Genomic DNA, 15,192 nt, shown 5'->3' on the forward strand with positions numbered 1-15,192 from the left:
GTTTTCAAAGATCATGTGCACCTCAGCAGTGCTCATCTATATTACCAAATACTTCTTACTTCGTCAAATGTTTTTTTTACTTTTTTTCAAAATATGTGAATTTATTTAAATAAATCATTAGCACAGTGTTTACACACAAGTCATATAATACTAACTTGAAATACATAAAAGACTATAAATAAAGGAATAATCGATATTCGATTCAACATGTTTTATCTCAACATTAATAAATTCAACCACAACACATTTCATTTACTTTTCTCAAAGCAGGAAAATTTCGGGCTACTTTCATATATCAAAAAATATAATTTAAAAAAGGAGCCTACGCTCCCTACTCAATGATTAAATTTTTTATACCACTCTGTTTAGCACAATCATAAAATTCCTGCATTCTTTCATTTGAATACATCTTTGGGTTTTCTTTGAAACAAAACTCCATATCTAAATATGCATATTTAGATTGTGCTAAAGGATTATAATTCAAGATTTCATAATGAACATCTTCATAACAAGAAACTAAAAACTTTGAAATCAAAGAAATATTCTCAAAAGAAGCAGTCATTGTTGGAATTAAAGGCGTACGAACAATTACGTGCGCTTTTTTTTCACCCTGAAGTAAATACGCAATATTTTTTAATATTTTTTCATTGGAAACGCCCGTATATTGTTTATGCGAATTCTCATCATACAACTTACAATCACAATAAATCTGATCCAAATAAGGCAAAACCCTTTGTACATTTTCCAATTCTGTATATAGACTTGTTTCAATAGCCGTATGAATTCCTTTTTCTTTACAAGCCTTTAATACATCAATCAAAAAATCACTCTGTAAAAAGGGCTCTCCCCCAGAAAAAGTAACGCCACCTTCTCTTTTAAAGAATATTTCATCCTTTAAAATTTCATGAACACACTCTTCTACTGTATACTCCTTGGCATCCATACTCAAAGCTAAAGTCGGACATACATCACAAATCGCATTCCAATCTTCATTCACATTTCTTGAAATACAAATTTTATCATCTACACATTTAACTCCACCATGTTTTGATGCATGAACACAACCCAAACAGTGCATACACTTGGACTCCATATACAAGACTTGCGGTATATACGATAATCCCTCTGGATTCTGGCACCATTTACAACGAAGTGGACACCCCTTAAAAAAAACTGTAGTACGAATTCCTTTTCCATCGTGTGTCGCAAAACGCTTAATATCAAATATATATCCCTTAGATGTTGTCATAACTTGTCCTTGCGATAATTTCATCCTGTAACTCTCCAGCTAGTTCTGTAAAATACGCTGTATAACCAGCTACACGAACGGTCAAAGAACGATATTGATCTGGATGTATTTTGGCATTTAATAAATCTTCTTTACGAACCACATTAAATTGAATATGTGGAATTTCTAAATCAACAAATGTACGCATAAAATTCGCAAACTTATCAATACCCGATTCTGTTTTAAAGAATTCTGGTAAAAACTTCATATTTAATAAGCCCCCATTTGTCGTACAAGAATTATCCAAATGCGATACCGATTTTAATACTGCCGTAGGACCCTTTAAATCACGACCATACACAGCCGATAATCCACCATCAGCCAAAGGCGTTTTGGCAAGTCTTCCATCACAGCTAGCTCCTACATTTTCCCCCATAGGAACATGTGCACTTACCGTATACATACCTGTATGATATTCTCCATTACGATAGTTTGTATATTTCCTTAATTTATTTCTAAACTTCAATGCCCATTTGGCACCAAGCTCATCCACCCAATCCACATCATTTCCATACTTAGGTGCGCGATTTAGCAACATTTGACGCATGACTTCATTATTTGAAAAATTATTTTTTAATGCATTTTCTAAATCAGCCGCACCAATTCTTCTCTCATCATATACAAGCTTCTTTAAAGCTGCCAAACTATCCGCAAGGTTTGCCACCTGAATCATTTGAATACCTGACAAATTATAATGCGCACCACCACGCGTAACATCCATTCCTTTTTCCATACAATCATCAATCACACTTGATAAGAAGGCTGTTGGCAAAATATCAATATGTGCTTTTTCCACTTCTTCTAAACACGGAATCATTTTATCTATAAAATAATCCATCATTTTTTCAAATGCCAATTCCAATTCAGAAAATGAAGCATAAGTGCTTAAAGAACCATAGTCAGGACCCATTTGTTTTCCACTCAACAAACAACGCCCATGATTCAATGTTAATTCTAATACTTTATTCATATTAAACATACCTGAATCCGACCAGCCTAAATTATTGCCTTGTGTTGTAAGTTCCACACAACCAACAATCGCATAATCCATGGCATCTGAATGTGATATACCCAAATCTTCCATCGCCTTGATAATTGCCTTATCATTGAAAAATTGTGGCATTCCACTTCCTTTTGAAACAACGCGAATCGCATGTTTTAATAGTTCATCATTCGTATGTTCATGAAGTCGAACAGACAAGTTTGGTTGTGGAAGTCCAATATCTTCTTGGGCCTTTAAAAACAAATGACTCAATTCATTACTAAAATCATTTCCATTTTGATCTTGTCCACCCACGCAAATATTAAATCCAATTGGAAAACCCGCAAAATATTTAGCACTATGCGCATTTCTTAAATATACGATCTCATTGAATTTCAACCATAAACATTCGATCAATTCTAAAGCTTCACTTTCCTTCAACATACCCGAATCTATATCTTGTTTATAATAAGAATATAAAGTTTCATCTAAACGACCCGGCGAAAAGCTAGATGCGTTACTTTCCATATGTAATACGACAAACAAAAACCATAATGACTGTAACGCTTCATGGAATGTAGAAGCTGGATGATACGCAAGCTTTTCACAAATTTCAGCCACATCCTTTTTATGCATTTCCAAAGCTAGATCATGATAGCGAAGCATAAACTTCTGTACACCTTGCATGACTAAAATTACACATTCATAAAATTCTTTTTGTGCTTCAGAACACGTCTTTAAATGGCTATTAGCTAAATCAATATACCCCTGTGGACCAAGCTCTAACCATTCCTTCACATTCGGACAAATATGCCCCTGTGCATGATCAGTTTGATTGACTTTTACTACTTTAGAAATCGCACTAATTTCATCACCAAAACGATTTTTAATAACATCCTCTAAACTTTTACCTTTCCAATATGGAACGATTACTTTACGAAAAGTTTCAATATCTTTTTGATGTACATTAAACTTATCTTGAGGACGAGTTGGAATTGTTTCAAATTCACGATCCACCCAAGAAATTCCACTTTCTGGAAAAACAACACCATAACGAACACCCTTTGTTCGATTTGCGACAATCAACTCTTCAGGTTCCATACCAATTTCAATTTCATTTAATGCGTTATATAAAGAAAGTGCACGCTTATAAGGAATAGATTTATCTTCATTTTCTTGATATGTACGAGTAATGATCAAAGCCTGTTCAATACTTACGTAGCGTGGTTGAGACAACATTTTATCTTTCAGAATAGAAATACGATCTAACATAGTAAGTCCTCCATTTACAAATCCATTATAAAAAGAACTATGATTAAAATCAATAGTTCTTTATTACTTTTTATTACTTTTTATTGTTTGTAGAATCCCATAAAATTCATTCATCTTAGCATACTCATAATTTCCCATTTGGTAAAACTTATCCGAATCCGCCAACATATACGCCTTTTTCGATTGTTTTAATACAATACGCTTTGTTTGACCATCACTTGGCATATAGGTCATAACACTACCAGACTCTACATCTATGCCTACTACGCCTAAAAAGGCTACATCAAAATGAAATCGTTGAAGAAATTCATCGCACATATTGCCTACAAAGCCATTTCTTGCATAATCAAATTCTCCACCAATGAATACAGAATGAATTTGACTTGAAGAAAGAATTTGAATCACATCCAACATATTCGTAACAACCGTAATACTTGAAATGGGGTTTAATACTAATAATTTAGCCAATTCAATATTCGTAGTCGAAATATCTAAAAAGACGGTCATATTTGGTTCAATCAAATCATAGGCCATTTGCGCTATTTTTTGTTTCTCCTTACTATTCACATTCTTTCTAGAATTCGCATCCTCTAAATGAACATTTAAACGATTCAATATTGCTCCACCATATATCTTTTTACATTTCCCTTTTGATTCCAAAATAGCCAAGTCTTTACGAATCAAATCGGGCGTTACATCAAAACGTTTACTCAAATCTTTGACTAATACTTTTCCATTCTCTTGTAAATCATCTAAAATTAAATTTTGTCTTTCTTCTACAAACATACATATCTCCTGTTTAATCATTATATCATTTTTATGGTATACTTAAAAACATCGAGGTATTACTATGAACAAAAACGGAAATTTTAAAAGTACGGTAGGATTTGTGTTAGCCTGTGTAGGTTCTGCCGTAGGAATGGGAAACATATGGATGTTTCCATATCGCTTAGGCCAATATGGAGGTGCTGCCTTTCTAATTCCATATCTTATCTTTATCGCTTTATTTGGTCTTGTTGGTTTATCGGCTGAGTTTGCGCTAGGAAGAATGGCAAAAACAGGAACACTAGGTGCATATGCATATTGTTGGAAAAACAAATTCGGTAAATATATCGGATGGCTTCCACTACTAGGATCTCTTGGCATTGCGATTGGATATAGTGTTATTTTAGGATGGGTATTTCGCAGCATTCAAGGCGTAGTCACAAACGAACTATTCACCAATAGTATTCCAGCTTTCTTTACAAATATGACACAATCCTTTTCAAACGTGCCATGTCACTTTTTGGTCTTATTTATTACTTGTCTACTTTTATTTACAAGTGCCACAAATGCGATTGAAAAAGTCAATAAAGTATTGATGCCAGCCTTCTTTATTTTATTTATTATCCTTGCCATTCGTGTCAGTTTATTTGATGGCGCCATTGAAGGCTATAAATTCTTATTTGTACCTAAATGGGAATATTTATTCAACAAAGAAACATGGATCATGGCTATGGGACAAGCCTTCTTTTCCTTATCCATTACCGGTTCTGGAATGATTGTATATGGTGCTTACTTAAAGGATGATGTGGATATCCCAAAAGCAAGTATGCAGACAGCTGTATTTGATACAATTGCAGCGATGCTTGCGGCACTTGCCATTATGCCTGCCGTATTCTCTTTTGGCATTGATCCAGTTAGTGGTCCTAGTTTAATATTTTTAACTCTTCCTGAAGTCTTTAAACAAATGCCACTCGGTAATTTCTTTGCCCTATTCTTCTTTATTTCAGTAGCCTTTGCCGGAATCACAAGTTTAATCAATATGTTAGAAGCCGTATGTGAATCTTGGCAAAACCGTTTTCACATTTCCAGAAAAAAAGCAGTTCTACTTTGTGGCATTATCACATTCATCATTTCTGTATGCATTGAAAATGGCGATATCGTAGGTCAATGGATGGATGTTGTCACAATTTACATTATTCCTTTTGCAGCCTTGCTTGGTGCCATTACCATTTATTATGTTTTAGGATGGAACCATTTAAAACAAGAATTAGACAAAGGAAGAAAAAAGCCGGTTGGACCGACTTTTAAGTTCTTAGGCAAATATGTATATGTATTTCTTGCCATCATTATTTTGATTTTGGGAATTCTTTATAACGGTATTGGCTAAGTGTTTCTAAATCTTTCCAAGTGAATACACAGTCCTCAAGGATCATATAACTATGAGGGCTGTTTTCTTTTGGGATGGAAACAGAGCCTGGATTCATATAAATAATCCCATCTCGTTCTTCAATGGTAGGCACATGGGTGTGTCCACATAGTAATAAAGATCCAGGTTTTAGCTTAACTGGTTTTAAATGTCCATGTGTACAATAGATAAAGAGTCCATTTATATCCAACACCGAATAATCGGCCAAACATGGAAAATCCAACACCATTTGATCGACTTCACAATCACAATTTCCACGAACACATAAAATTGAGTCCGAAATGGAATTCAACATTTCAATTACTTTTTTCGGTGCATATTCTTTTGGCAAATCATTTCTAGGTCCATGATATAAAATATCCCCTAATAAGATCAATCGATCTGGCTTTTCGTATTTGTAGGCATCCATGAGTTTTTGACAATAATAACTTGAACCATGGATATCACTAGCGATCATATATTTCATAAGTACTCCTTTAAGAAAAAAGAATGCCGAAGCATTCTTTTTATTTATTATTCACCTTTTTCTAAAGCTAATGTACGAGTTGTTAAATCACATACTTCAGTTGGTCCATAGTATTGGATAGCTCCTGGATAAGTATATGCAGTTTCAACAGCCCATGTATCACGGTTTGCTTCGAAATATTTGAATGGTTTACCATCTAATTCAACCAATGCTTTTTTGATAACTGGTTTATCTTCACCATTACGACGTTCGATGTTCATCATCTTAGTGATTGGCATACCACCAGCAACCCATTCTTCAGCTGGTTTAGATAAGTTAGATACTTTTGATAAATATCCATTATATCCGTATTGGATCAACATGAATGCGTTGTATCCTAATGAGTAGCAATAGTCAGCATCAAAGTTTGATGGGAATGCACAACGTCCTTCGTATCCGAAGAAGTGGTGTAATGCATTGAATTTACCTGTAAATCCTCTTTCAGTTAATTTATCTTTAACTAAAGCTGAGAACAATTTTTCTGATTCAATTAAAGATACCTGTACGTTTCCGTGTGGATCTCTTTCTAAGAATAATTGTTGTTGGATAGTTTGAGGTAAGATTGCGAATACAGCCATTGATTCAGCAGTTAAACCTTTTTCAATGAATGCATATTTTTCTTCCCAGCTACCTAATGCGTTAAATTCTTCTGTTTTGTTTCCAGCTAATAATTCGTTGATTTCAGCAATCAATGCTTTAAATTCTGGAACGAATTCAACTACACCTTCAGGGATGATAGCCACACCGAAGTTGTTTCCATTTGCAGAACGTTTTTCAACTGCATCCGCAATGTAGTCAGCGATTTCAGATAAAGATTGTTTTTTAGCAGCAACTTCTTCTGAAATTAAACAAATGTTTGGTTGAGTTTCTAAAGCACATTCCAAAGCTACGTGACTTGCACTACGTCCCATAACTTTTACAAAGTGCCAGTATTTTTTAGCAGAGTTTGCATCACGTTCGATGTTTCCGATTAATTCACTATATGTTTTAGTTGCAGTATCAAATCCAAATGAACATTCGATGTCTTCGTTTTTCAAGTCACCATCGATAGTTTTTGGACAACCGATAACTTGAACACCTGTATTGTGAGCAGCAAAGTATTCAGCTAATACAGCAGCGTTTGTGTTTGAGTCATCTCCACCGATAATTACGATAGCAGTGATTCCGTGTTTTTCACAAACTTTTGCAGCAACTGCGAATTGTTCTTCAGTTTCTAATTTTGTACGTCCAGATCCGATAATATCAAATCCACCAGTATTTCTGTATGCATCGATATAAGCATCATCGAATTCTACATAGTTGTCTTCTAATAATCCAATAGGACCATTTTTAAATCCGTAAAGAACGTTTTCTTTACTAGTAGCTTTTAATGCATCGTATAGACCACAAATAACGTTGTGTCCACCAGGTGCTTGTCCACCAGATAAGATTACACCTACAACTTGTTTTTTAGCTGCAGCAGTATTTTCTCCTTTTTCAAATGTGATTTCTTTTTCTCCGTAAGTGTTAGGGAATAAAGCCGCGATTTTTTCTTGGTCTGCAACACTTTGAGTTGCGTTTCCTTCCTTAACACAGATTTCTGAAATACCATTTCTTAACATTCCAGGCAATTTTGGACTGTATTGGTATCTAGCTTTTTGAAGTGGTGATTGATTCATTTTTATATCTCCTTTTCAATTTATACCTACATTAAAAATTTTATAACACTTTGCCTAAAAAGTAAATAGAGCACCCCATCCAAGGCCTTTATTCAAGGTTTGATTTCAAGCTTTTTAAACTTACTTCTTTTTGCAAATCAGAAAAAAACAAACCAATATGATATCCATCCGCAACCGCATGCGCAATTGTGATATTTACAGGCATCTGATAATTATCATCATATTTTCCAGCTGTGATGATTGGAAAGAAGGCAGCACCCCCATTGACCATACGACTTGAAACCGCTGTAAATGCAGTCCAGGGCGTACATGAAACACAATAAAAGTTTGCAGGTTGGCCTTTCTTTACTTTGATTCCCCTTTTTGTTTTACCTAATTCCATATCATAAGTAATATTCTTGTAGAAAGAACCAAAATCATCTGTAAAATCCGTCCAACAATCTGAAAACGTATGATCTTCTTCATGAAAGATCGTATAGTTTGGAACTAAAGAATCCCACACACATAAATCTCCATTTTTATCCTTAAACATCTTAAAGTTATCAATACGATTCAACACTTTCGTAACACAATAAATCAATGTTGGATAAAACTTATATCCATTTGTATGACAAAAAGTTAATAACTCACTCACATCAATATTAGCCGTCATATTCACTTCAACATTTAAATTGTTTGTATAATACAGATAATGCTCTTTACGGCACCAATTTTCTAAATCAATCTTCTTATATCTACACATAAAATCTCCTATATCATCGTCATAATCACAGTACCCACTGCAATCAAAATTAAACCTAGTAATGCCTTCCTTGATAGCTTTTCATGAAATACAACACGAGAAAAACCAATTGTTACAAGTATACTCAATTTATCAATTGGCACAACGATGCTTGCAGGTCCATCCTGTAAAGCACGATAGAAACATAGCCAAGATGCTCCTGTCGCAAAGCCAGATAAGATAATAAACAATAATTCTTTATGATCAATAGATTTTATTTCAGACTGCTTATTCTTCACAAAGACCATAAGCCACGCCATGACTAAGACAACACTTGTACGAATGGCCGTACCTAAATTAGAATCAATTCCAGAAATACCAATCTTACCTAAAATTGATGTAAGGCTCGCAAATACAGCTGACAAAATCGCATACATCAACCAGCTTTTATCTGAAGTATTCGATTCAACATCCTCTTTTCTGTTCATCATCAACATTGTACCTACACCAATCATGCATACACAGTCAATTTTAGCTAAAGACAAGCCTTCATGAAAAAAAATCAAAGCCAAAAGAATCGTTAAAATCGTACTCGATTTATCAATAGGTACAACTTTATTCACATCCCCGTTTTGTAGAGCTTTAAAATAACATAGCCAACTAGCTCCTGTTGCGATGCCAGATAAGACTAGAAATAATAATGTCTTTTCACTAATTTCAGTAATACCAGATAGTGTACCAGTGATTAAAGTCATAACCCACGAAAATACTAAAACCACGATGGTACGTATGGCGGTTGCCACATCGGAATCTGTTTTTGAAATCCCACATTTTGCGAGTACAGAAGTAATGCCCGCAAAAAAGGCAGAACCTGTCGCATATAAAATCCACATAGTATCCCCCTACAAAATGATATACCACGAACCACTTTTATACAAACACCAAAAAGGAAGTAGTGTCTAAACTACTTCCAACATGTTTTCAGCATCATTTGCCGCTTTTACTTTATCATTTGCACGAACTATAATTCCAGATTCATCTATTAAGTATGTTGTTCGAACTACACCCATAGATACCTTTCCATAATTCTTCTTTTCTTTCCACACATCATAAGCTTCAATCACTTTTCTTTCTGGATCTGCCAACAACGTAAAGGCAAGGCCATACTTTTCTTGAAACTTCTTGTGTGAAGCCACCGTATCTTTACTTACCCCTAAAATAACAGCTCCTTTTTCTAAGAATTGTGGATATCTTTCAGAAAAACCACAAGCCTGTTTTGTACACCCAGCTGTATTATCTTTTGGATAAAAATATAAGATGACCTTTTTACCTTTATAATCACTCAATTTGTGCATTACACCATCTTGATCAGGCAGTTCAAAATCCGGTGCTTGAATTCCAATTTCTAACATATGTATTCTCCGTTCTGTTAAACAAATTATATCATCCTAAATTATTTAAACCTACTCATATGCACAAAAGGAAGCATACTTGCTTCCTAACGTTTTTTCTTAATCATTTTACTAGATCTGAATTGTGCTTGTCTTTGCGCCTTCTTTGTAGGCTTTGCATTAAACTGTTTCTATATCCATACGCTCACCTCTAAAAGATATTTTGGTATATTATTCCATTTTTTTCTTTTAGAATGCCGCATATAAGCCTATTTTTCAATCTCTAAAAGATATTTTAGTATATTATGACTGTTTTTTCTTTTAGGATCATTGATTATTTAATTTATACGTTCTATTTGGAATAATGTCAATTCATTAATATGATAAGATCAGTCGATCTGACAATACTTAGTGGAAAAGTACTTGTTGATTGCCAAATTATTTGAGTATGAAAATGAATAATCGAATCATATCAAATGAAAAAGTCATAGCACAAGTTTGAATAAAATCTATTCAATTTATGTGTTAGTTCAATATTTTCTATAGAAAGTGCGAAAAAGAAAATAGAGTAATCCACATAGAAATTAGAAATACCTAAGCTTCTGATTCTTCCTTCCCAATTAAGTCTTTTGTTGTACCTACACAAGAAATCATACTTGCTTCCTAACGTTTTTTCTTACTCATTTTACTCGATCTGAATTGAGCTTGTCTTTGTGCTTTCTTTGTAGGCTTTGCGTTGAATTGTTTCTTTTCTAATACACAAACACTTTCAATATGATCTGTATAAGGGAATAAATCAACCAATTCCAATTTATTTGTGACATAGCCTTGTTTTCTAAATTGATTTAAATCACGAACCTGCGTTCTAGGATCACAAGAAATATATAGAATCTTTCTTGGATTTAAAGCGGTTGCACACTCAATAAAATCTTTTGTCGTACCTGCGCGAGGTGGATCTAAAATAATCGCATCATAATGATTGTGATACTTTCTTGCCTGACGCATGAATTCGGTTGAATCCATCGCAACAAACTCAATATTTTTGATCTTATTTTGTTTCGCATTGTATTTTGCGTTTTCAATCGCATCTGGATTCACTTCTACACCCATGACTTTCTTACAAGAATCCGTCATAGTTAAACCAATTGTACCAACACCACAATATGTATCTAAAACTGTATCTGTTTCTTTTAAATCTAGCATTTTCTTAGCTAAACCATACAATACTTCGCATTGTTCAGAGTGAATCTGATAGAACGAATTGTGTGAGAACGCAATATCTAAACCACATAGTTCATCATGAATCATACCATTTCCATATAGAACGATTGCTTCATCCTGCAAAACAATACTTGTCTTTCTAGGATTGATATTTTGTACAATTGTTTTAATTTGAGGAAACTCACTCGTTAATACACGAACCATATTTTTTCTTGAAGGAAACATCTTTTGACTTGTGACAAACACAACCATCACTTCATCTGTCTTATGTCCCCAACGAATCAATACATGACGCAATAGACCTGTTCCCGTTCTTTCATTGTACAATTCTAATTTCATAGAACCAACAAGTTCAGTAATCTTATTAATGATTTCATTAACTAGCTTTGGCTGCATGATACAATTTTCAGTCTTCACAACACGATGCGAATGAGGCGCATATAAACCTGAATATACTTTCCCTTTTTCTTTCGCAAAACCAACAATGACTTTATTACGATAATGCGTATCGTTTTTAGCCATATGCACATCGCCAACGCGAACTTTTAAATGTGCTTTTTCAACTAAAGCTTCCACATCTTTTTTCTTTTTATCTGCCTGCATGCTTGGCTTCAGTTTCAAAAGCGAACATCCACCACACAATTTTTCTACTTTACACTTCACTAATTTTCTCCTTTATTAAGTCAATGACTTTACTTGAATCTTTAACTTCAATCGTTTCAAATCCCAAATTACTTGCGCTTTCAACATTCTCTTTTCGATCATCTAAAAATAAACATTCAGACGCTAAAAGATTATATTTATCTAATAATATATGAAATATTTCTGGATCTGGTTTGATCTTCTTATATTCATAAGAAAAAACACCGCCATCTATATTATCAAACACTCCACAACTTCTCAAATACTTTGTGTCATCTTCTGGAATATTTGAAAGAATATATACATTGTATCCTAACTGCTTTAAATCCTTAATATACGCAACGTTGTCTTTTAATGGAATCACAAATTCTGTCCAATGATACATTAACTTTTTGATACTTAACTCTAATTCAGGAAATTGTTTTACTCCCTTTTCAATCATTTCTTCCACTGAATAAAGTCCTTGATCATACTCATTCCATAAAGAATCAAAATAGAATGATTTCACTTCTTCTTGTCTTTCATCAAAAAAGCTATAAATCAATTCATTTGAATCAAATTTAACCAATACATTTCCTAAATCAAATACTATATTTTTCAGCATATGCCAATTATACTTGAAAAAAACATCTAAAACAAATATGATTTTTGAAGAAAAGAGGTACGTTATGATTAAACCAATAATGAAAGATGAAGCTTTCTTAGCTATAAAATCAGCTCCAGCTACAAAAATGGATACACAAGTGGCTCAAGATCTAAAAGATACATTAAGAGCCCATGCAGATAAATGTGTAGGTATGGCCGCCAATATGATTGGTGTTTCTAAAAATATTATTATCTTTGCGATTGGACCTGCACAAGTTGTGATGTACAATCCAAAAATCACAAAGAAGTCTAGACCTTACAAAGTCAAAGAAGGATGTTTATCACTAGAAGGTGAAAGAAATACAACTCGTTATGAAAATATCACAGTTGAATATCAAGATGAATCTTTTAAAAAATGTAAACAAGCCTATTCTGGTTTTGTAGCCCAAATCATTCAACATGAAATTGATCACTGCAATGGTATCATTATTTAAAAAGTCAGGGAATCCCTGACTTTTTATACTATTTGAACGATTCGATCTTTTAAATCTTCTAAATATAATGGTTTACTGATATGCCCATTCATACCAGCCTTGTAACATTTCTGTATATCCTGCATATACGCATTGGCACTCATCGCAAGAATTGGAATCTTTTTATCTTTTTTTCGAATTTGTAAAGTGGCATCATACCCATCCATAATAGGCATCATAAGATCCATTAGAATCAAATCTAAATTCTTGATTTGACCAAACTGTTCTACCGCCTCTTTACCATTTCTAGCCTTGTACACAATGGCCCCTTCACTTTGAAGCATAAACTCAATCACTTCCATATTGATATCATTATCTTCCACAACAAGTATAGATAGATTCTCAATGGACACTGTTTCCGTTTTTAATGATTTATCCTCAACAGGATTCAAATCAATCTCCAAAGGAAGTTGAACAATAAATTGAGTACCTTCATCAATTATACTTTCCACCTTGATTGTGCCATTCATCTTCTTTACAAGTTCATGCACAATACTCATACCTAAACCAGCACCATCCACACGTGTATTTTCCTGAACAAAAGGTTTGAACAATTTATCCTGAATGAATTCTTCACTCATTCCAATTCCTGTATCTTCTACTACAAATTCAAAACAATCCGCTTTTTCTTTGACAGACAAATACACTTTACCGCCTGGTTTATTATATTTGATCGCATTGCTTAAAAGATTCAACAAGACTTTTTCAACATGCGTAGGACTTCCAATCAAATGGTCGTGTTCTATTTGAGTCTTCATAAACAATTCAATTTTATAATTCGATGCCTGTACATCAATAATAGTTTGAACTCTACCTAATAATTGACTTAATTCAAACGATTTATTTTCCAATACAACTGAATCTGTTTCTAATGTTCGAATATCCAATATGTCATTTACCAAAGACAACAAGTGCGTACTCGATATCCACATCTTATCATAGGCATCTTTGATACGTTGTTTGTCGTCACCACATCTTTGAATGACTTGAAGCATTCCGATAATGCCATTGATTGGAGTACGAATATCATGACTCATACTTGCCAAGAAACGCATCTTAACTTGATTAGCCTTCGTTTCATTTTCTAAAGCGAGTTGAAGCTTTCGATTCATATCAAAATGACGCTCTGTATCATGACAACGACGAACTTGTTCATCCTCAAAAATTCTCTCATAATACGCATTCTTTTTTTCTAATGTCAAAATGATGATATTCGAATCCTGGATGACTTTACCATATTTATAGCGAGAAGATTCAACCATTAAGCCTAGACGAATCTCATCTGGATGTTTATTCATATATGAATCCATGTTATTTAGAATAAATTGAACCCGATCAAACATTTTCTGTTCTAAATAATAATCAAATAAAGCTACACACACATCAATATATTCGGCAGCATACAAATTTTCTAAACGCTTTTCAAGTTCTTCTGCACATCGCTTTAATTCAAAATCCATACCAGACTTACTAAATAATTCAATACCACAATTCAAATAATCTTCTAAAATAATGTGTTTTCCATCATACTCATCTAAACCGATATAAAAAGCTTCTAAAGCCTTGTCCACTTGATTTAAATGATTATAAACCAAAGCTAAATTCAAATAGACATAGGCACCCATATTTTCAATACAACAAGGCATGTATTCTTTTGCCTTTAATATACTATCTAAAGCCTCTTCATACTTTTCCTGTTTTGCGTACGTGATGGAAATATTATTATATTCATAACAATAATGCCCCACATCCTCATGTTCCATCGCAATCTGTAAAGCTTTTTCATAATAATAACGACTTGAAACATTTGCCCCATCATAATAAAGCATAACGCCCATTAAATTAAATGCAGAAATGAGTTCTCTTACAAACGGCATACTTTGATACTGCAAGATAATGGGTTCAATAATCTCTTTTGACTTTTTAAAATTCCCTTCGTAATAATAGGCCATACCTAAATAAAAGGTAGCCGCAACCATAACTTCTAAATCATTTGAACTTTCATTTAATACATTACGATAAAACTCTTCCTGCTCACTTAATTCTAACTTTCCAACACCTTCTACTTCTTTAATTAATTCTTGATACTTCATAATCTTCACCTAGATTAAATGTAACACGAATGAAAAAAAAGGGGCTGTAACGGATAAAGAAGTTTCAGCCTAATAAAAAAGGACCGAATATTCGAGATTAAAAATCCGAA

At 33.6% G+C, this 15,192-nt stretch carries 13 protein-coding genes; 2 read left to right on the forward strand and 11 right to left on the reverse strand.

From position 1 onward, the window contains the following. Positions 1–331: 331 nt before the first annotated feature. From Q0E86_RS10105 to Q0E86_RS10115, 3 genes are all read right to left on the reverse strand, one after another. Positions 332–1,273, reverse strand: a complete 942-nt coding sequence (locus Q0E86_RS10105) for a glycyl-radical enzyme activating protein (RefSeq protein WP_295756805.1) — start codon at positions 1,271–1,273, stop codon at positions 332–334. Further along, entirely contained in the window at positions 1,236–3,542 is a 2,307-nt protein-coding gene (locus Q0E86_RS10110; protein WP_295756807.1) for a formate C-acetyltransferase/glycerol dehydratase family glycyl radical enzyme, read from the reverse strand. Before Q0E86_RS10110 ends, Q0E86_RS10105 begins: the two co-directional genes overlap by 38 nt. A 63-nt stretch (positions 3,543–3,605) precedes the next feature. Next, positions 3,606–4,328 (reverse strand): DeoR/GlpR family DNA-binding transcription regulator, encoded by a 723-nt coding sequence (locus Q0E86_RS10115; protein ID WP_295756808.1) that lies wholly within the window; start codon positions 4,326–4,328, stop codon positions 3,606–3,608. A 64-nt stretch (positions 4,329–4,392) separates the two neighbouring features. On the opposite strand from Q0E86_RS10115, the gene Q0E86_RS10120 reads away from it, so the two are divergent. Further along, positions 4,393–5,694, forward strand: a complete 1,302-nt coding sequence (locus tag Q0E86_RS10120) for a sodium-dependent transporter (protein WP_295756810.1) — start codon at positions 4,393–4,395, stop codon at positions 5,692–5,694. Here Q0E86_RS10120 and yfcE read toward each other — a convergent pair. The 7 genes from yfcE to Q0E86_RS10155 form a co-directional block, all read right to left on the reverse strand. Then, entirely contained in the window at positions 5,654–6,199 is a 546-nt protein-coding gene (gene yfcE / locus Q0E86_RS10125) for a phosphodiesterase (RefSeq protein ID WP_295756812.1), read from the reverse strand. The genes Q0E86_RS10120 and yfcE overlap by 41 nt on opposite strands. Before the next feature lie 47 nt (positions 6,200–6,246). After that, a complete protein-coding gene (locus Q0E86_RS10130) occupies positions 6,247–7,896 on the reverse strand; it encodes a diphosphate--fructose-6-phosphate 1-phosphotransferase (protein ID WP_295756814.1) in 1,650 nt (549 codons plus the stop codon). An 88-nt stretch (positions 7,897–7,984) separates the two neighbouring features. After that, on the reverse strand, positions 7,985–8,638 hold the full coding sequence (locus Q0E86_RS10135; RefSeq protein WP_295756816.1) for a CatA-like O-acetyltransferase: 654 nt from the start codon (positions 8,636–8,638) through the stop codon (positions 7,985–7,987). Positions 8,639–8,646: 8 nt separating this feature from the next. After that, positions 8,647–9,510 carry an EamA family transporter gene (locus Q0E86_RS10140; RefSeq protein ID WP_295756818.1) on the reverse strand — a complete coding sequence of 288 codons (864 nt, stop codon included), beginning with the start codon at positions 9,508–9,510 and terminating at the stop codon, positions 8,647–8,649. Between the two features lie 66 nt (positions 9,511–9,576). Beyond that, complete coding sequence (locus Q0E86_RS10145) at positions 9,577–10,029, reverse strand: peroxiredoxin (RefSeq protein ID WP_003865762.1); 453 nt, start codon at positions 10,027–10,029, stop codon at positions 9,577–9,579. 642 nt (positions 10,030–10,671) lie between these two features. Further along, positions 10,672–11,892 (reverse strand): 23S rRNA (uracil(1939)-C(5))-methyltransferase RlmD, encoded by a 1,221-nt coding sequence (rlmD, locus tag Q0E86_RS10150; RefSeq protein ID WP_295756819.1) that lies wholly within the window; start codon positions 11,890–11,892, stop codon positions 10,672–10,674. Next, a complete protein-coding gene (locus Q0E86_RS10155; RefSeq protein ID WP_295756821.1) occupies positions 11,882–12,475 on the reverse strand; it encodes an HAD family phosphatase in 594 nt (197 codons plus the stop codon). Before Q0E86_RS10155 ends, rlmD begins: the two co-directional genes overlap by 11 nt. 64 nt (positions 12,476–12,539) lie before the next feature. Between Q0E86_RS10155 and Q0E86_RS10160 the strand changes: the two genes are divergently transcribed. Continuing rightward, entirely contained in the window at positions 12,540–12,950 is a 411-nt protein-coding gene (locus tag Q0E86_RS10160; RefSeq protein ID WP_295756823.1) for a peptide deformylase, read from the forward strand. Between the two features lie 23 nt (positions 12,951–12,973). Here Q0E86_RS10160 and Q0E86_RS10165 read toward each other — a convergent pair whose 3' ends face one another. After that, complete coding sequence (locus Q0E86_RS10165; RefSeq protein ID WP_295756825.1) at positions 12,974–15,082, reverse strand: response regulator; 2,109 nt, start codon at positions 15,080–15,082, stop codon at positions 12,974–12,976. Positions 15,083–15,192: the final 110 nt, after the last annotated feature.

This window comes from uncultured Holdemanella sp., from assembly GCF_934754935.1.
Classification (GTDB): domain Bacteria; phylum Bacillota_I; class Bacilli_A; order Erysipelotrichales; family Erysipelotrichaceae; genus Holdemanella.

What these genes read in the sequence shown, in the direction of transcription:
- Q0E86_RS10105 (WP_295756805.1), bottom strand. Translation starts at nt 1,273, where the DNA reads ATGAAATTATCGCAAGGACAAGTTATGACAACATCTAAGGGATATATA.
- Q0E86_RS10110 (WP_295756807.1), bottom strand. Translation starts at nt 3,542, where the DNA reads ATGTTAGATCGTATTTCTATTCTGAAAGATAAAATGTTGTCTCAACCA.
- Q0E86_RS10115 (WP_295756808.1), bottom strand. Translation starts at nt 4,328, where the DNA reads ATGTTTGTAGAAGAAAGACAAAATTTAATTTTAGATGATTTACAAGAG.
- Q0E86_RS10120 (WP_295756810.1), top strand. Translation starts at nt 4,393, where the DNA reads ATGAACAAAAACGGAAATTTTAAAAGTACGGTAGGATTTGTGTTAGCC.
- yfcE (WP_295756812.1), bottom strand. Translation starts at nt 6,199, where the DNA reads ATGAAATATATGATCGCTAGTGATATCCATGGTTCAAGTTATTATTGT.
- Q0E86_RS10130 (WP_295756814.1), bottom strand. Translation starts at nt 7,896, where the DNA reads ATGAATCAATCACCACTTCAAAAAGCTAGATACCAATACAGTCCAAAA.
- Q0E86_RS10135 (WP_295756816.1), bottom strand. Translation starts at nt 8,638, where the DNA reads ATGTGTAGATATAAGAAGATTGATTTAGAAAATTGGTGCCGTAAAGAG.
- Q0E86_RS10140 (WP_295756818.1), bottom strand. Translation starts at nt 9,510, where the DNA reads ATGTGGATTTTATATGCGACAGGTTCTGCCTTTTTTGCGGGCATTACT.
- Q0E86_RS10145 (WP_003865762.1), bottom strand. Translation starts at nt 10,029, where the DNA reads ATGTTAGAAATTGGAATTCAAGCACCGGATTTTGAACTGCCTGATCAA.
- Q0E86_RS10155 (WP_295756821.1), bottom strand. Translation starts at nt 12,475, where the DNA reads ATGCTGAAAAATATAGTATTTGATTTAGGAAATGTATTGGTTAAATTT.
- Q0E86_RS10160 (WP_295756823.1), top strand. Translation starts at nt 12,540, where the DNA reads ATGATTAAACCAATAATGAAAGATGAAGCTTTCTTAGCTATAAAATCA.
- Q0E86_RS10165 (WP_295756825.1), bottom strand. Translation starts at nt 15,082, where the DNA reads ATGAAGTATCAAGAATTAATTAAAGAAGTAGAAGGTGTTGGAAAGTTA.